This window comes from Verrucosispora sp. WMMD573, from assembly GCF_027497175.1.
GTDB lineage: Bacteria > Actinomycetota > Actinomycetes > Mycobacteriales > Micromonosporaceae > Micromonospora.
Genome location: NZ_CP114901.1, coordinates 534,354 through 551,742, shown reverse-complemented (window position 1 = coordinate 551,742; position 17,389 = coordinate 534,354). Strand labels below are relative to the sequence as shown.

The 17,389-nt window shown below is 69.7% G+C and carries 13 protein-coding genes and 1 pseudogene; 9 read left to right on the top strand and 5 right to left on the bottom strand.

The window, feature by feature from the left end:
- Positions 1-25 precede the first annotated feature (25 nt).
- Positions 26-235, bottom strand: a pseudogene (locus O7601_RS29445) (hypothetical protein); the annotation flags it as partial.
- Positions 232-1,938 (bottom strand): PspC domain-containing protein, encoded by a 1,707-nt coding sequence (locus O7601_RS02540; protein ID WP_281564692.1) that lies wholly within the window; start codon positions 1,936-1,938, stop codon positions 232-234. The pseudogene O7601_RS29445 and the gene O7601_RS02540, both read right to left, overlap by 4 nt.
- 172 nt (positions 1,939-2,110) lie before the next feature.
- Here O7601_RS02540 and O7601_RS02535 point away from each other — a divergent pair, with 172 nt between their 5' ends.
- The 8 genes from O7601_RS02535 to O7601_RS02500 all read left to right on the top strand — a co-directional run bounded on the left by O7601_RS02535 (position 2,111) and on the right by O7601_RS02500 (position 11,807).
- On the top strand, positions 2,111-3,376 hold the full coding sequence (locus tag O7601_RS02535) for an ATP-binding protein (RefSeq protein ID WP_281566769.1): 1,266 nt from the start codon (positions 2,111-2,113) through the stop codon (positions 3,374-3,376).
- Complete coding sequence (locus tag O7601_RS02530) at positions 3,376-4,062, top strand: response regulator transcription factor (protein WP_281566768.1); 687 nt, start codon at positions 3,376-3,378, stop codon at positions 4,060-4,062. Before O7601_RS02535 ends, O7601_RS02530 begins: the two co-directional genes overlap by 1 nt.
- 177 nt (positions 4,063-4,239) lie before the next feature.
- Positions 4,240-5,424, top strand: coding sequence for a thioester domain-containing protein (locus tag O7601_RS02525; RefSeq protein ID WP_281564691.1), 1,185 nt, complete (start codon positions 4,240-4,242; stop codon positions 5,422-5,424).
- Between the two features lie 423 nt (positions 5,425-5,847).
- Entirely contained in the window at positions 5,848-7,482 is a 1,635-nt protein-coding gene (locus O7601_RS02520) for an ABC transporter substrate-binding protein (protein ID WP_281564690.1), read from the top strand.
- Between the two features lie 100 nt (positions 7,483-7,582).
- Positions 7,583-8,593 carry an ABC transporter permease gene (locus tag O7601_RS02515; RefSeq protein ID WP_281564689.1) on the top strand — a complete coding sequence of 337 codons (1,011 nt, stop codon included), beginning with the start codon at positions 7,583-7,585 and terminating at the stop codon, positions 8,591-8,593.
- A gap of 72 nt (positions 8,594-8,665) precedes the next feature.
- Positions 8,666-9,601, top strand: coding sequence for an ABC transporter permease (locus O7601_RS02510; protein ID WP_281564688.1), 936 nt, complete (start codon positions 8,666-8,668; stop codon positions 9,599-9,601).
- Between the two features lie 165 nt (positions 9,602-9,766).
- A complete protein-coding gene (locus O7601_RS02505) occupies positions 9,767-10,804 on the top strand; it encodes an ABC transporter ATP-binding protein (protein ID WP_281564687.1) in 1,038 nt (345 codons plus the stop codon).
- Positions 10,797-11,807, top strand: a complete 1,011-nt coding sequence (locus tag O7601_RS02500; RefSeq protein WP_281564686.1) for a dipeptide ABC transporter ATP-binding protein — start codon at positions 10,797-10,799, stop codon at positions 11,805-11,807. Before O7601_RS02505 ends, O7601_RS02500 begins: the two co-directional genes overlap by 8 nt.
- 245 nt (positions 11,808-12,052) lie before the next feature.
- Here the strand turns inward: O7601_RS02500 and O7601_RS02495 are convergent, their stop codons facing one another.
- Positions 12,053-12,412 (bottom strand): chorismate mutase, encoded by a 360-nt coding sequence (locus O7601_RS02495; protein WP_281564685.1) that lies wholly within the window; start codon positions 12,410-12,412, stop codon positions 12,053-12,055.
- A 333-nt stretch (positions 12,413-12,745) separates the two neighbouring features.
- Here O7601_RS02495 and pcrA point away from each other — a divergent pair, with 333 nt between their 5' ends.
- Positions 12,746-15,148: a DNA helicase PcrA gene (pcrA, locus tag O7601_RS02490; protein WP_281564684.1), complete on the top strand. Its 2,403-nt coding sequence runs from the start codon at positions 12,746-12,748 to the stop codon at positions 15,146-15,148.
- A 19-nt stretch (positions 15,149-15,167) separates the two neighbouring features.
- Here the strand turns inward: pcrA and O7601_RS02485 are convergent, their stop codons facing one another.
- Together O7601_RS02485 and O7601_RS02480 are read right to left on the bottom strand one after the other, a co-directional pair.
- The gene (locus tag O7601_RS02485; RefSeq protein ID WP_281564683.1) at positions 15,168-15,944 is read right to left on the bottom strand and encodes a peptidoglycan DD-metalloendopeptidase family protein; all 777 of its coding nucleotides are present in this window, start codon (positions 15,942-15,944) and stop codon (positions 15,168-15,170) included.
- A 277-nt stretch (positions 15,945-16,221) separates the two neighbouring features.
- On the bottom strand, positions 16,222-16,935 hold the full coding sequence (locus tag O7601_RS02480; protein ID WP_281564682.1) for a M23 family metallopeptidase: 714 nt from the start codon (positions 16,933-16,935) through the stop codon (positions 16,222-16,224).
- Positions 16,936-17,389: the final 454 nt, after the last annotated feature.

Sequence of the window (17,389 nt, the reverse complement as noted above, 5' to 3'; positions counted from 1 at the left end):
CGTCCCGGCCGGTGTGGTCAGGGGTGTCGGCCGGTGCGGGCCGAGCGTTGTATCGGCTGGAGCGCAGGGCGCCGATCAGGCCGAGCCCGCCGACCAGGATCAGTCCGCCGGCCAGGAACCAGCCGGCCGGTGGCAGTACCAGACCGAGCACCTGGGCGAGCAGCCACCAGGCGGCGAGGGCGAGAAAGAGCAGCCCGAAGGCGAACGACACCAGGTCGGTGCGGTGGGTCCTCACCGGGTCACCTCCATGTGTCCGGCGTTGACGTGCAGGTTGAGGCGCAGCCTGCCGCCTCCGGCCCCGTCCGGGCCCAGATCGACGATGTCGGTGGACCGGTTGTCCATGCCCTGCGTCCGCTGGCCGAGGACGTCGGCGTCCCCGGCGGTCACCTGGGTCACCGCCGTGACGTCCACGTTCGGCGGCAGCACCACGGTGGCCTCGCCGAAGTTGATGGCGACCGTTATCTCCGTCTCCTGCTGGTCGAAGTCGATCGCCCGCAGGTCCAGCACCGCGTCGCCGAAGCTCTGTTCGTACCGGTTGGCGAGGTCGCGGTGATTCGTCGGCGCCCAGGTGACCGCGCCGTCCACCCCGCGGACCCGGTCGTAGGACTCGACGACAGTGACCACGGCCAGGGCGGCGGCGGTCACCAGCCCGAGCGCGATCAGCCAGCGGGCCCGCCCGAACCAGGTACCCACGAGCAGGCCGAGGCCGATCACCGCGAGTGCCGCGGCGAAGTAGGCCGACGCGCCGATCCCGAAGACGTCCAGCAGGTCGAGCACGCCGACCAGCCCCAACGCGAGAAAGATCAACGAGAAGGTCACCGCGCCCAGGGCGGATCGTTCCCGGGGCTTGCGGGGCGGCTTCGACTTGGGCGGTGGCGGCGGAGCCACCTTCGGCGGCCCGGCGTAAGGGCCGTGCGGGGCGAACGGGGGACGGTAGGTCGGTGCGGTGGCCGGTGGACCCGACGCGGCAGCGCTCGTCGGCCATGCCGACGTCGTCGGCAACTGCATGGTTGGCTCCTCAGGCCCGCCCGGCCCGAAGGGAATGCCCGACGTCGGGGCGGGCGGGTGGAAGGCGGGCGGCGTGACGGTCGTGGTCCGGCCGAATTCCGGGTAGGCGGCCGGCCCGGGATAACTGACCGGCGGCACCGGACCGGATGGCGGGGGTGGACTCGCGCCGACACCGGCGTCCGGCGGTACGGCCGACGCGGGTCGGGCTTCGCGCTGCTGACGGTTCAGCAGCAGCGCACCGCCGACCAGGATGGCCGCGCCGAGCAGGACCGCGCGGAAGGCGTCGGTGACGACGAAGCCGAAGCCCACCGCGACCAACACGCTGAGGACGATCACGGTGACCGGGGACATGCTGGACCGCCCACGGCCCAGCATGGATTCGATGGGCGAGGCGCTGTCGCCCTCGCCCGGGATGATCAGCCAAGCGGCGACGTAGACCAGGATGCCGACGCCGCCGAAGAAGCCCAGGACCGCCAGCAGCACCCGCCAGAGCACGGGGTCGGTGTTGGTGGCTCGGCCGACGGCAGCACAGACGCCCGCCAGGTAGCGGCCCTCGCGTGGCCGGACCAGCCCGTACCGTGAGGTGAAACCGGCGCCGCCGAAGGGACCGCCCGGGCCACCTCCCGGCGGCGGACCGCCCCACCACCCCGGTCCACCGGGTCGGCCCGGCCCGCCCGGCCCCCCCGGCCCGGCGGACGGTGGCGCGGTCTCCCATGCCGTTCCGCCGGTGGGTGGTGGCGCGGCGGCGACGGGTGGCGGTGTGTCGTTCCACGCCGCTCCACCGGTGGGCGCCCGCCCGCCGGCCGGTGCGGCCGGGGCGTCCGCCTCGGCACCGGGGGACTCGGGTACGGCCGGCCCGGTGGCCGCCGGAGGCGTCGGCTCCGGTTCGGTCGGCCCCGGCCGGTGCGGCTGGGCAGCGTCGTCGGTCATGCCTCGATCCTGCTGCGCCCGATGCCCGAGCGGCCTCCGGAGGCGACCCTGACCCCACCCTGAGATCCGGCCCGCCCGAATGTCGGGGGCGTCCCCGTGGTCGGGCGGCCACGCCGCGTGTGACGATCGGAGCGGCGCCGGAAATCCTCGCCTCTCGTCCGGCCCGACCGTCCTGACCAGGGAGCCCGTGATCAGCAGCAGCAGCCAACCACCCCGCCTCTACCGCGCCCCGGAGCATCGGATGGCCGCCGGGGTGGCTGCGGGCATCGCCGAGCATCTCGGAGTTCCGGTGGTCCGGGTCCGGATCGCCTTCATGGTGCTGCTCGGGCTGAGCGGGTTGGGTCTGCTGCTCTATGCCGCCTTCTGGGCGGTCGTGCCGCTGCGACCCGGTGACAACGCCGTACCGGCGCGCCGCGATGTCGGCCAGTTGCTGCCCTTCGTGGCCATCGGGCTCGGCGTGCTGCTGATCCAGGTGATGGTCTTCGACTCGGTCGGCGCGGCCGGCACGGCGGGCTGGTTGGTCGCCATCATCGCGGTCGGCGCCGGCGTGATCTGGCACCAGTCCGCGCCCGAGCGGCGACGGCAGTGGGGCGAGTCGATGCCGGTGCCCTGGCTCGGCGCGGTGATAGAGGAGAGCGACAGGCGAGCTTTCGTGCTGCGCTTCGTCGGGGGCGGGGTGCTGGTCGCGGTCGGCATCATCGGTGTGGCCGCGGTCTACTCCCCGGCGCAGAACCTCGACGCCGTGGTCAACGGAGTGATCTTCGCGTTGGTCGGGCTGGCGGGTGTGGGGGTGGTGGCCGCGCCGGTGCTCTGGCGTACCTGGAACCAGCTCCGCTCGGAGCGCGAGGGGCGCATCCGGGAGCAGGAGCGGGCCGAACTGGCGGCGATGGTGCACGACCAGGTGTTGCACACCCTCGCGTTGATCCAGCGCAACGCCAGCGATGTCAAGACGGTGCAGCGGCTCGCCCGGGGCCAGGAGCGCTCACTGCGTAACTGGCTCTACAAGCCCACCGCGTCACCCACCGAACGCCTCGCCGCCGCGCTGGAACAGGCCGCGGCCGAGGTGGAGGACACCTTCGCGATGACGGTGGAGGCGGTAGTGGTGGGCGACCGGGAAACCGACGAGCGGGTCGGCGCGCTGGTGGCCGCGGCACGCGAGGCGCTGGTGAACGCCGCCCGGCACGCCGGGGTACAGACCGTCTCGCTGTACGCCGAGGTCGAGCCCGAGCAGGTGAGTGTCTTCGTACGGGATCGGGGTGTCGGGTTCGACCCGGATACGGTGGAGGACCATCGGCACGGTGTCCGGGGCTCGATCGTCGGGCGGATGAAACGGCACGGTGGCCGGGCGGAGATCCGCTCCCGGCCTGGAGAGGGGACCGAGGTCCGGTTGATCCTGCCGATCTCCCGGGAGTCGGCCACTGCGGAGAGGGACAAATGATGGCCGAGCAGTCGACACCGCCGGTCGAACCGGAGAGCACCAGGCCCGGACGGCTGCGGGTGTTCCTGGTCGACGACCACGCCATGTTCCGAGCCGGGGTACGCGCCGAACTCGGCGCGCACGTCGAGGTGGTGGGCGAGGCGAGCACGGTGGCCGAGGCGGTCAGCCGGATCGCAGCCACCGGCCCGGACGTGGTCCTGCTCGACGTGCACATGCCCGACGGTGGTGGCCGGGCGGTGCTGGAGGCGATGCGGCGCAGCCATCCCGAGGTCCGATTCCTGGCGCTCAGTGTCTCCGATGCGGCCGAGGATGTGATCGGGCTGATCCGGGCGGGTGCGCGTGGTTACGTCACCAAGACCATCTCGCCGGACGAGTTGGCCGCGGCGATCCGGCGGGTGGCCGACGGCGACGCGGTGTTCAGCCCGCGCCTGGCCGGCTTCGTGCTGGATGCCTTCGCGGCCCGGCCGGACGCTCCGGTCGCCGATCCGGAACTGGACCAGTTGACCAACCGGGAACGCGAGGTGCTGCGGCTGCTCGCCCGGGGGTACGCGTACAAGGAGATCGCCCGGGAGCTGTACATCTCGATCAAGACCGTCGAGACCCACGTCTCCAACGTGCTGCGCAAACTCCAGATGTCCAACCGGTACGAGTTGTCCCGGTGGGCGGCGGACCGGCGCTTGGTATAACCGACCTTCTCGGCATAAGCGGCCAATCAGGCCGCAGGGCGTGACATGTGATCAAGTCGCGGTCAATAATGCCCCTCGCCTTTCCCGCGTGCGGATGCCGCTCATCCCGCGGGAACGGCGACTCCGGCCGCCCGCGCGTACGCGGGTCACTCCCTGCCCGAGAGGTGCACGAAACTCATGATCGGACAACGAGGACGGCGCTGGGCGCGGATCGCGCTCGCCGCCGTCGCCGGCGGCGCGCTGGCGCTCGGTGCCGCCGCACCTGCCGCTGCCGAGGACCCGGCCACCGGCGTGGCGAAGTCGGTGCCGGACAGCACCGTCAAGCTGCTGCTCGACGGCAAGGTCAAGCGGACCTCGGCGCTGGCCATCAAGATCGATGGCAAGCGGCTTCCAGCCTTCTGCATCGACTACCACACGAACGTCGCGATCGATGGCAAGTACCAGGAGGGCACCTGGGACGAGTCCCAGGTGAAGAACCTCGCCAAGGTTCAGTGGGTGCTGACTCACGGGTACCCGAACGCCGACCCCGCCGCGCTGCTGACCGCCGCCGGCGCCACCGTGCCCGCCGGGACGGACGCGAAGGTACGCCGCAACCTGCTGTACTTCGGCACCCAGACCGCCGTGTGGCACTTCAGCGACGGCATCGAGCTCGGCGACTGGGCCGCCGGGCGTGGCCTGATCAACAAGCAGCGGTACGACGTGATCAAGAAGGTTCACGACTACCTGATCGCGAACGCCACCGACCAGCCCGAGCCCAAGGCCGAGCTGAGCATCGATCCGACCACCGCCACCGCGAAGGTCGGGGAGAAGGCCGGTCCGTTCACCGTGAAGGGTCCGGCGGGTGAGATCACGCTGGCGGTCAGCGGCGGGTCGGCGGTCGACGCCGAGGGCGTGTCGGTGACCACGACCGACAACGGCGGCCAGTTCTGGCTGACGACCGAGGAAGCCGGCGACGTCAGCGTGACCGCGTCCGCCGCCGACTCGGTCTCGTTCGGCCGGGTGTTCCTCTACACCGGGCCCAAGGCGGCACAGAAGCTGATCCTGGGCGGCAGCACCGGCGCCACGGTGACCGCCGAGGCGAAGGCCACCTTCACGGCGGCGCCGTCGCCCCAGCCGAGCAGCCCTCAGCCGACGACGCCGGAGCCGACCCCGTCGACTCCGGATGAGTCCCCGTCGCCGAGCGCTCCCGAGGAGTCGCCGGCGAGCCCCGCCCCGTCCACCTCGCCGGCCTCGAACGACGGTGGTCTGCCGCTGACCGGTGCGCCGATCGTCACCGCGGTCGCTGCGGGTCTGGTGCTCCTGGTCGCGGGCGCGGTCACCGTCCTGGTGCTGCGTCGCCGCAGGATCCACTTCACGGCCTGATCATCACGCCGCAACACCTCGTCCGACCCCGGATCCCGCGCAGTACGCGGATCCGGGGTCGGACCGCTTCGGGGACAGGAGCCCTCTACCCGACCAGAACGATCATCCGCTGGTCTGGAATCAGACTCATACTTTCGGATAGGATTGCCGAAGGAGTGGCGGGATTCACGTCGATCTTCCGGCAGATTCGCGGAGTCGTCGGGTCCGCGTCATCCGGCGGTCGGCCGAGCGCGGAAATGTGGTTGACGAGCAGCTCATACCATGCCTCCGACGCGTCGGAGAGGCGCCCGCGGGTGGATGTCGGCCCCGTCCCGGGCGGGTATCGGGTTGATAACACGCCTTCCCGCCTGGGCGCATCGGGTGTCACAGTTGCAGGCACCTCACAACCCCCTCGTGAGCCGAGCGCCCTGAGGAGGCACTCCCATGCGCGGGAAATTCCTGAAGGTGGCGGTCGCGGCGACCGCCACCGCCATGTTGGCTACCGCCTGTAGCAGCGGTGGCGATGACAACGAGCCGGCCGGCGAGTCCGGCGGCACGCTGCGGGTGTACAACGCCGAGCCGGCGTTCCTGACCCCGTCCGGCGGCGACGACGAGCCGTCGTTGTATGTGATCCGTCAGCTGTACCGCGGTCTGGTCAAGTACAACGCCGAGACCTCGGCGGTCGAGATGGACCTGGCCGAGTCGGTCGAGTCGACCGACCAGAAGCTCTGGACGATCAAGCTCAAGAGCGGCTACACCTTCGACAACGGTGAGCCGGTCAACGCCGACGCGTTCCTCCGGTCGTGGAACTACGCCGCTTACGGGCCGAACGCCCAGAACAACGGCTACTTCATGAAGCGGATCGCCGGTAAGGCGGACGTGGCGCCGGCCGACCCGGACGGCGAGGGCCCGAAGAAGGCTCCGGAGCCGGCCGCCGAGACCATGTCGGGTCTCAAGAAGGTCGACGACCTGACCTTCACCGTCGAGCTGGAGGCGCCGTTCTCCGGTTTCCCGACCACGATCGGTTACCCGGGCTTCTTCCCGATGGCCCAGGCCTGCGTCGACGACATCGCGAAGTGCAACGAGACGCCGATCGGTAACGGCCCCTACAAGATTGACGGCAGCTGGCAGCACAACGTCGCCATCAACCTGGTCCGTAGCGAGAGCTGGAAGGGCGAGCCCGGCAAGCCGGACCGCATCGAGTACCGGATCTTCGCCGACATCGACGCCGGTTACGCCGCCTTCCAGGCGGGCGAGCTGGACGTGCTCTACACCCTGCCCCCGGCCCGCTACAAGGAGGCCCAGGCGCAGTACGGCGACCGGATGTACGAGCAGCCGGGTGACAGCTTCACCTACGTCGGCATGCCGCTGTACCAGGACGCCTTCAAGGACAAGCGGATCCGCCAGGCGCTGTCGCTGTCGATCGACCGGCAGTCGATCATCGACGCGGTCTTCGACGGCCGGTTCACCCCGGCCAGCGGCTACGTGGCCCCGACCTTCGAGGGTGCTCGCGAGGGCGTCTGCAAGTACTGCACCAAGGACGTCGAGAAGGCCAAGCAGCTGCTCGCCGAGGCCGGCGGCTGGCCGGCCGGTGAGAAGCTGATCCTGTGGGCCAACGCCGGTGCCGGCCACGACCTGTGGCTGCAGGCGGTCGGTGACCAGATCAAGGAGGCCCTGGGTATCGACTACGAGCTCAAGGTCAACCTGCAGTTCGCCGAGTACCTCGAGACCGCGGACCAGAAGAAGTTCACCGGTGGGTTCCGCCTCGGTTGGGGTCCGGACTACCCGTTCATGGAGACCTTCCTCTACCCGCTGTACGGCACCGGTGCCGGCAGCAACAACTCGGGCTACAGCAACCCGGAGTTCGACGCTCTGATGAAGGAGGGTGACTCGGCCGAATCGATCCAGGCCGCGATCCCGTCCTACCAGAAGGCGGAGGACATCCTCGGCGAGGACCTGCCGGTCATCCCGATGTGGTTCAACAAGGTTGGCGCGGTCTACAGCGAGAACGTCGACCAGTTCGTCTGGAACGCCGTCTCGGATGCCGACTACGGTGCGATTTCGCTGAAGCAGAACTGAGCTTCAGACTCCTGATCCTGCCGTAATACGACGTGGCGGCAACGGTGACCCCACCAGGGTGATCGTTGCCGCCACGTCAGCGCCGAGAGGAGACCCCGTCATGGGGCGCTACGTCATTCGACGGTTGCTCCAGTTCATCCCCACCGTGCTGGGCACCATGTTCCTACTGCACTACATGACCTCGCTGGCGATCCAGTTCAGCGGGAACCCGGTCCGGGCGCTGTTCGGGGACCGGACGCCGCCGCCCGCGCTGCTTCAGGCGATCACCGAGCGGCTCGGCTACGGTGACCCCTGCCTGGACCAGCGGGGCAATCCCTGTTTCGGGCTCTTCCTGGACCGCCTGCAGAACATCTTCTTTCACTTCGACTTCGGCATCAACCTGCGCCAGCGGGAGGTCACCGACCTGGTCGCCGATGCCATTCCGTTCACCCTCAAGCTGCTGGTCATCGCGATCGTGTTCGAGGCGGTCGTCGGCATCGCGGCGGGTGTGCTGGCCGGTCTGCGCGGCGGCAGCTTCACCGACTACCTGGTGAAGATCAGCACGGTCTTTGTCATCTCGGTGCCGATCTTCGTGCTGGGCCTGGTGGTCCGGGAGTTCGTCGGGGTCAAGTTCGGCAACGTGCTGCGGGGCCAGGACTGGATCCCGGACGTGATCTCGTCCGGCATGTTCAGCCCCGGCTTCAAGCCCGACTATCCGTTCGCAAGCCTGATCATTCCCGGCATGGTGCTCGGCGCGGTCTCGCTTGCTACCACCGCCCGGCTCACCCGGACCAGCATCATGGAGAACATCCGTGCTGACTACGTCCGTACCGCCAAGGCCAAGGGGCTGACCAACAAGCGCGTCATCGGCGTGCACACGCTCCGCAACTCGCTGATCCCCGTGATCACCTTCCTCGGCGTCGACATCGGCGCCGCGATGGCCGGCGCGGTCGTCACCGAGACCATCTTCAACGTGCCGGGCATCGGCCGGCTGGTGACGATGTCGGCGCGCACCGGTGAGTCCTCGGTGGTGGTCGGGGTGGTGACCATGCTGGTGCTGGTCGTCCTGCTGGCCAACCTGCTGGTCGACCTGCTCTATGCCGTGCTCGACCCGAGGATTCGCTATGAGTGACCGAATCACGGTGGCGGACGTAGGTCTTCCGACCGTTCCTGATGGCCGGGTGCAGCGAAACGAGGTGTGGACATGAGTGACCTGACGAGCGCGGGCTCCGCCGTCGGCGGTGCGCCGGTGGCCGGTGACGGCCCTACGCCCGATGCGCCGGGCGGCAAGGAGCGCAACGCGAGCCTGTGGGCGGACGCCCGGCGGCAGCTGCTGCGCGACCCGGTCTTCGTGATCGCCTTCGTCTACGTTCTCGCGGTCGGCTCGATGGCGCTGTTCCCGAAGCTCTGGACCAGCCAGGACCCGCGGGCGTGCAGCACCGACAGGTCCCGGGTCTCGCCGAGCTGGGAACACCCTTTCGGCTTTGACGTGCTGGGCTGCGACTACTACTCGCACGCGATCTACGGCGCCCGCCCGTCCATGGTGATCGCGGTGATGGCGACCAGCGGCATCGTGCTCTTCGGTGGCGTGCTCGGCCTGCTCGCCGGCTACTACGGCGGCTGGGTCGACGCGGTCATCTCCCGGGTGATGGACATCTTCTTCTCGCTGCCCTTCCTGCTCGGCGCGATCGTGTTCCTCACCGTGATCAAGCGGCAGAACATCTGGACCATCACCGCGGTGCTGTTCCTGCTGGCCTGGCCGACCATCGCCCGGATCATCCGGGGCAGCGTCATCTCGTCGAAGGACCTGGACTACGTGCACGCCGCGAAGGCGGTCGGCGCCCGCAACTCCCGGTTGATGTTCCGGCACATCCTGCCGAACGCGATCGCCCCGATGCTGGTGTACGCCACCATCGTGCTGGGCTCGTTCGTCGCCGCCGAGGCCACGCTGACCTTCCTCGGTGTGGGGCTCCAGCAGCCAGCGCAGTCCTGGGGCATCATGATCAGCACTCACCAGGTCTACTTCCTGGACGACCCGTGGCTGCTGCTGTTCCCCTGTGGTCTGCTGGTCGGCACGGTGCTGTCCTTCATCCTCATGGGTGACGCGCTGCGTGACGCCCTCGACCCGAAGTTCCGGTGAGTCCGATGAGCGAGTCTCAGCGAGCGAATCATCAGCACAGGGCGACGGTGCCTCATGAGGGCACGGAGCGAAGCGGAGTGCCGGCATGAGCGAGCTTCTGCGAGCGAATCATCAGCACAGGGCGACGGTGCCTCATGAGGGCACGGAGCGAAGCGGAGTGCCGGCATGAGCACTGATGTGAACGTCAAGATGGAGGCGCTGGCGGGTGTCGACCCGGACGCGCTGCCGCTGCAGGTCAAGGACCTGCACGTGGAGTTCCGTACCCGCAACGGCATCGCGCGCGCCGTGAACGGCGTGAGCTTCGACCTGCGGGCCGGCGAGACCCGGGCGATCCTCGGCGAGTCCGGCTGCGGCAAGAGCGTGACCGCTCAGGCGATCATGGGCATCCTGGACACCCCACCCGGCTTCATCACCGGCGGTGAGATCCTCTACCGGGGAGTCGACCTGCTCAAGCTGCCGGAGTCGGAGCGCCGCAAGGTGCGTGCCAACCGGATCGCGATGATCTTCCAGGACGCGCTCTCCGCGTTGAACCCGGTCTTCACCGTCGGTTTCCAACTGGCCGAGCTGTTCCGCAAGCATCGGGGCATGTCCCGGCAGGACGCCAAGGCCCGTGCCGTCGAGCTGCTGGACCTGGTGAAGATCCCGGCGGCGAAGCAGCGGGTGAACGACTACCCGCACCAGTTCTCGGGTGGTATGCGGCAGCGCGTCATGATCGCCATGGCGCTGGCGCTCGACCCCGAGGTGCTGATCGCCGACGAGCCGACCACCGCGCTGGACGTGACCGTGCAGGCGCAGATCATGGCGCTGCTCGCCGAGTTGCAGCGGGAACGGAACATGGGCCTCGTGCTGATCACCCACGACATGGGGGTGGTGGCCGACGTGGCGGACCGGATCTCGGTGATGTACGCCGGCCGGGTCATCGAGGAAGCCGGCGTGAACGACATCTACGCCAGCCCCGCCCACCCGTACACAAAGGGTCTGCTGGAGTCGATCCCGCGTCTGGACCTCAAGGGTCACGAGCTCAGTGCCATCAAGGGCCTGCCGCCGATGCTGACCAACATCCCGCCGGGCTGCGCCTTCAACCCCCGGTGCGGGTACGCGCAGGAGGTCTGCCGGAAGGACCCGGCGCCACCGCTGTACCAGGTGTCGCCGAGCCGGACGGCCGCCTGCCACTTCTGGAAGGAGGTCAAGGGCGATGAGTGACGTGGTACTGGAAACCCGCGACCTGGTCAAGCACTTCCCGCTGACCCGGGGCATCGTCTTCAAGAAGCAGTACGGGGCGGTGCAGGCGGTCGACGGGGTCAACCTGCAACTGCGGCGCGGCGAGACGCTGGGCATCGTGGGCGAGTCCGGCTGCGGCAAGTCGACGTTGGCCCGGCTGCTGGTCGGGCTGGAGACGCCGACCTCCGGCGACCTGTTCGTGCAGGGCAAGAACATGTCCAATGTCGGCGCCGAGGAGCGACGTCGGGGCCGGCGCAACATCCAGCTGGTGATGCAGGACCCGTACACCTCGCTCAACCCGCGGATGACCGTCGGCGACATCATCGGCGAGCCCTTCGAGGTGCACCCGGACGTGCTGCCGAAGGCCAAGCGGCGGGCCAGGGTGCAGGAGCTGCTCGATCTGGTCGGTCTCAACCCGGACCACATCACCCGGTACCCGCACCAGTTCTCCGGCGGTCAGCGGCAGCGCATCGGCATCGCCCGGGCGCTGGCGCTCAACCCGGAGATCATCCTGTGCGACGAGCCGGTCTCCGCGCTGGACGTCTCCATCCAGGCCCAGGTGATCAACCTGCTGGAGAAGCTCCAGAAGGAACTCGGGCTGTCGTACATCTTCATCGCCCACGACCTGTCTGTGGTCCGGCACATCGCCGACCGGGTCGCGGTCATGTACCTCGGCAAGATCATCGAGATCGGCACCGAGGACGAGATCTACGACAACCCGACCCACCCGTACACGCAGGCGCTGCTGTCGGCGGTGCCGGTGCCGGATCCGAAGTTGCGCGGGCATCGGGATCAGATCGTGCTGACCGGTGACGTGCCGTCGCCGGCCAACCCGCCCTCGGGCTGCCGGTTCCGTACCCGGTGCTGGAAGGCTCAGGACATCTGCGCCGAGCAGGCGCCGCTGCTGGAGGTCCGCGACAGTTCGGGCCACCCGAGCGCCTGCCACTTCGCCGAGGTACGCGACGTGGTGCACGCGTCGGAGTAGCCCCACAGACGCCGCCGCCTCCGTCCATCCGTACCGGAAGCAGCGGTGAAGGTAGTGCCTCCTCAGTGATTCGGGGCGTCGGCCGTCACCAGCAGCCGGCGCCCCGGTCCACATCCCACCCACCTCGACGGCTCACCGCCCGCTGGCCCGGCCCTCGGGTCGATCAGAAAGTCTTCGCCTGGAACAGCGCAATTCCGACGCATGATTCTTGGTCAAGGGCGGTTTGAGCTTGGTTGGCGGGTGGGTCAGAGGGGGCCGCGGCCGGCGCGGAGCAGCAGCAGGGCGAGTTGGGTGCCGTCCGCGCCCAGGGCCGACCGGAACCGCTCCAGGATCTCCTGCTCGCGGGAGAGGACGAGCCGGGTGCCGCCCGAGGCCATCCGGGTCGCACCGACCTCCCGGGAGAGCGCGGCACGCTCCTGCCACAACTCGATGAGCGCTCGGTCGATCTCGTCGATGCGTACCCGGATCTCGGCGATCCGGTTGGCGGCATCCGGCTCGGCGGTGCCGGTGGCCGGGGTGTCGCCCTCGGGCCCGGTGGGACCGGTGCCGTTCGGGATCGTGCCGGACCCGGTCGCGCCGCCGTTCTGCTCCATCACGTCTGTCATCTTCAGGTACCCCTCGCGGTGTGGTGCCCGTTGCCCGGATTCCGGGACGCGAAAAGCCCCGGGCTCCGAGAGCCCGGGGCTTTTCGTAGGTCTGATCGATCAGGCGCGACCTACGGCTGCCGGACTCCCGGAGCCGTAGTAAAAGTAGAAGCGCTTGTCGAACACGCTGCCGAGTATGCCGCCGGACAGGGCCGGCGCGCAAGGAAAGGCTGGAGAAGGCTGTCATCCGCTCACCTGTCGGGAAGAACCCATCCCGCCGGTGCGGCCGGGTCACGCCACCGGGCGGTGCCGTCGGCGGGTGATGTCCGGCCGGCGGCATAGACTCGCCCTGCGATGCATCCTCTCTTCGACATCCCCGCGTCCCCGCCCGAGCCCGAGCCTGCCCGGGCGTTGCCGCCCCATCGGCCCGCGCCCGGCCGCCTCGACCCGACCCAGCTGGTGGAGGGGCTCAACGGCCCGCAGCGGGACGCGGTCACCCACGCGGGCTCGCCGCTGCTGATCGTGGCCGGCGCCGGGTCCGGCAAGACCCGCGTGCTGACCCACCGGATCGCCTACCTGCTCGCCGCTCGGGATGTGCACCCCGGCGAGATCATCGCGATCACCTTCACCAACAAGGCCGCCGGCGAGATGAAGGACCGGGTCACCGCCCTGGTCGGCCCACGGGCCCGGCTGATGTGGGTCTCCACGTTCCACTCCGCTTGTGTCCGGATCCTGCGTGCCGAGCACGAGCAGGCCGGCTTGAAGTCCACGTTCTCGATCTACGACGCCGACGACTCCCGCCGGCTGATGCAGCTCGTCGCCCGGGAACTCGACCTGGATCCGAAGCGGTATCCGGCGCGGGGCCTGGCCGCCCAGGTCTCGAACCTCAAGAACGAGCTGGTCGATCCGGAGACGTTCGCCGCGCGGGCCAGCGGGCCTAACGAACGCGCCCTGGCCGAGGCGTACGCCCTCTATCAGCGGCGGCTCCGTGAGGCCCACGCGCTGGACTTCGATGATCTGATCATGACGACGGTGCACCTGCTCCAGTCGCATCCGCACGTCGCGGAGAGCTACCGCCGTCGTTTCCGGCACGTGCTCGTCGACGAGTACCAGGACACCAACCACGCGCAGTACGTCCTGATCAAGGAGTTGGTCTCCGGCACCGAGGGTCTCGACCCGGCGGAGCTGTGCGTGGTCGGCGACGCGGACCAGTCCATCTACGCCTTCCGGGGCGCGACGATCCGCAACATCCTGGAGTTCGAGCGCGACTTCAGCAACGCCCGCACCATCCTGCTGGAGCAGAACTACCGTTCCACGCAGACCATCCTGAACGCCGCGAACGCGGTGATCGACCGCAACACCTCCCGCAAGCCGAAGCGATTGTGGAGCGACGCCGGCCAGGGCGAACCGATCGTCGCGTACGTCGCCGACACCGAGCACGCCGAGGCGGACTGGGTGGCCCGGGAGATCGACAGGTTGGTCGACGACGGGGACACGCGTCCGGGTGACGTGGCGGTCTTCTACCGCACCAACGCCCAGTCCCGGGTCTTCGAGGAGGTGTTCATCCGCCTCGGGCTGCCGTACAAGGTGGTTGGGGGGGTGCGCTTCTACGAGCGCAAGGAGGTCCGGGACGCCCTGGCCTACCTGCGTTCGGTGGTCAACGACGACGACACGGTCAGCCTGCGGCGGATCCTGAACACCCCGCGCCGGGGCATCGGCGACCGAGCCGAGGCCTGCGTGGAGGCGCTGGCCAGCCGGGACCGGATCTCCTTCGGTGCCGCGTTGCGTCGGTCCGGTGACGCACCCGGCATCTCGACCCGGGCGGCCAACGGCATCGCCGACTTCGTGGCGCTGCTCGACTCCGCCCGCGAGCTGGCCGTCGACGGCACCCCGGAGGAGGTGCTGGAAGCGGTGCTGACCCGCTCGGGTTACCTGACCGAGCTGGAGGAGAGCCTCGACCCACAGGACGCGGGCCGGGTCGACAACCTCCAGGAGCTGGTCAGCGTCGCCCGCGAGTACACCGAGCGGGTCGAGGCGACCGGCGCGGAGGGGGAGCGGGCCACCCTGGCCGGTTTCCTGGAGCAGGTCGCGCTGGTCGCCGACGCCGACCAGGTGCCCACCGACGACCCCGAGCATCAGGGTGTGGTCACCCTGATGACACTGCACACCGCCAAGGGCCTGGAGTTCCCGGTGGTGTTCCTGACCGGCCTGGAGGACGGCGTCTTCCCGCACCTGCGCTCGCTGGGCGACACCCGGGAGCTGGAGGAGGAGCGTCGGCTGGCGTACGTCGGCATCACCCGCGCTCGGCAGCGGCTCTACCTCTCCCGGGCGGTGACCCGCTCGGCGTGGGGCCAGCCGTCCTACAACCCGCCGTCCCGGTTCGTCGAGGAACTGCCGCCAGAACTGGTCCGCTGGGAGCGGACCGAGGGCTCGTACACCTCGTGGGGTGGCGGTGGTGGCGGCGTGGGCGGTCGCGCGGAGCGGGCCGCCGGTGGTCGCGGTGGGTTTGCCGGCGGCACGCCCCGGGCGGTACAACTGGCCCGCAAGCTCGGGGTGGACGGCAGCCGGCTGGCCACCGCGAGCGAGCTGCCCCAGGGGCCGAAGGTCGCCGCCGGGGACCGGGTGAACCACCAGCGGTACGGTCTCGGCCGGGTGGTGGCGGTGGAGGGGCACGGCCCGGGTGCCCGGGCGCAGATCGACTTCGGTGACCAGACGCTGTGGCTGGTGCTCCGACACGCTCCGATCGAGAAGATCTGACCCGCGCAGCCGGCTTGGGTCAGCAGGCCACGTCGAGGCCGCGGGCGCGCAGGAACGGCGCCGGGTCGATCTGGCTCCACATCTGCCCCTGGTGCACCTCGAAGTGCAGGTGCGGCCCGGTGGAGTCGCCCGTGGAGCCCTCCAGGCCGATCGTCTGCCCGGTGCTGACCTTCGCACCCAGGCTCACCCTGGCGGTGCTCAGGTGGGCGTAGTGGGTGAGGTAGCCGTTGCCGTGGTCGATGACCACGGAGATGCCGTACCCGTCGCCGACATCGCCGGCCTTCGTCACGGTGCCACCGAAGGCGGCGCGCACGGGGGTGCCGGCCGGCATGGCGAAGTCGATGCCGGCGTGCAGGGTGCCCCACCGGGGCCCGTAGCAGGAGGTGATGGCACCTCCGGCCATCGGCAGGACCCAGGAGGACTTCGGCTTCGTACTCTCCTTCGGCTTCGCCTTGGCGGTCGCCGTCCGGCTGGCCTTCGGCTTCGGCTTCGGGCTGGGCTGCGTGGTGGGGCTGGCGCTCGGCGACGGGCTCGCTGACGGGCTGCCCGAGGCGGCGGGTTCGCGGGCCGACCGGTCGGCCCGCTCGGCCGCTTCGGCCCGGGTCTGGGCGTCCAGTGCGACCGGGCTGGTGGTCGGCCGCTCGTCGCGGTCGGTCAGGACGACACCGCCGACGCCGAGCGCCGCCAGGGCGACCACACCGACAGCCAGCAGACGGGAGTGCCGACTCAGGCGCCGCCGGTGGCGGGCCGGGGCGTGGGGGATCTCGCGGGGCGGGGTGCGGCTGTCGTCCTGCACGGTACGGACCTCATTGGTTTCGAGTGGTACGTGACCTCGAAATCCTGGTGTCGGTCCGGGCGGTGCCGGGTACCGGGGGTGTGGGTGGCGCGGGCGATGGCCGGTGCCGCTGTCCGCCTTCGTGCCGGGCTGTTCTCGACTGCCCGATGCCGATCGGGTCGGCCAATGTGCCGCCGGTCACATTTGCGCAGGTGAGCTGGGACACTTGCCGGCGCAGGGCGCCAAAAAAAACCGCCCGGATCGACAGATCCGGGCGGTCAACAGGCGTTACGGCCGGTCAGGACGCGGCTACCTCGCTGTAGATTGCCTCGACTTGTAGCTTGATGTCCACTCCGCGCTCCTGAAGCCACGGCACCGGGTCGAGCGGCTCGCCCTTGACATGGATCTCCAGGTGCAGGTGGGAGCCGTAGGAGTGGCCGGTGTTGCCGACCAGGCCAAGCTGGTCACCGGCCTTGACCTGCTGCCCCTCGCGGACGTTCAGCGCGGAGGAGTGGCCGTAGATGGCCTCGCTGCCGTCGGCGTGCTGCACGATCACCGCGTGCCCGTAGCCGCCGAACCAGCCGGCCTTGGTGACGGTGCCCTCGTGGATGGCGACGTACGGAGTTCCCTCCGGCGCGACGAGATCGACGCCGGTGTGCAGCTTGCCCCACCGTATGCCGTAGGGAGAGTTGAAGTCGTAGCCCTGTAGGGGGAGCAGCCAGACGCCGGTGTCCTCGGCGCTCTCCGGGCCGCTGCGGCTGTCCCGGGAGGCCCGCTCGGCGGCGTCGGCCCGCTCGGCCGTGCCCTGGTTGCTGATCGACGCCTGCTTCAGCTCGTCGAGTACCGACGGGCTGACGCTCTTGGCGTCCGGCATCGCGCTGGCGCCCAGCGCCACCACACCGGCACCGACGAAGGCGGTGGTGACGACCGCGGCGTAGCGGCTACGCGGAGGGGTGGGTACGCGGCGGCGGCCGCGATATCGATCGGGCTCAGACGACAGGCGCTGGCGCACGCATACCCTCCGTTGTCGGGGTTCCGATGCGGATCAGCCGTCGTCCGGATCTGGTGACCGTGCGTCGGCTGGTCGCGTCGTCACCCGTCCGTAGACCTGATGACAACCGTGGACACGGTAGCCAACCGTCAGTCCTGTCACAAGCCGGAGCGCCGAATTGCTTGCAACCTTCTGTCCGTTTCCGTCCGAGATTGTCCTGGCTCGGGAGCGTAGTGGGGTGTCCTCGTTATCCTCCGTTCGTCGCACACCGTGACCGAACGGCGGAGTCGTCCCGCTTGACGCGTCGCGCGCCGGTCATGCCTGTGCGTGAGGTGCCGATGGCGCCTGGGTGAGGCGGCCGGAGGTCGCGGCGAGTCCGGAGGTCGAATGCCGTTCACCGCTCGCCCGGCCGGCCCCGGTTCCCCGACCCCGGTCGGGCGGGTTACCGTTCGTTCAGGTGAATGCCGCGGAGCCG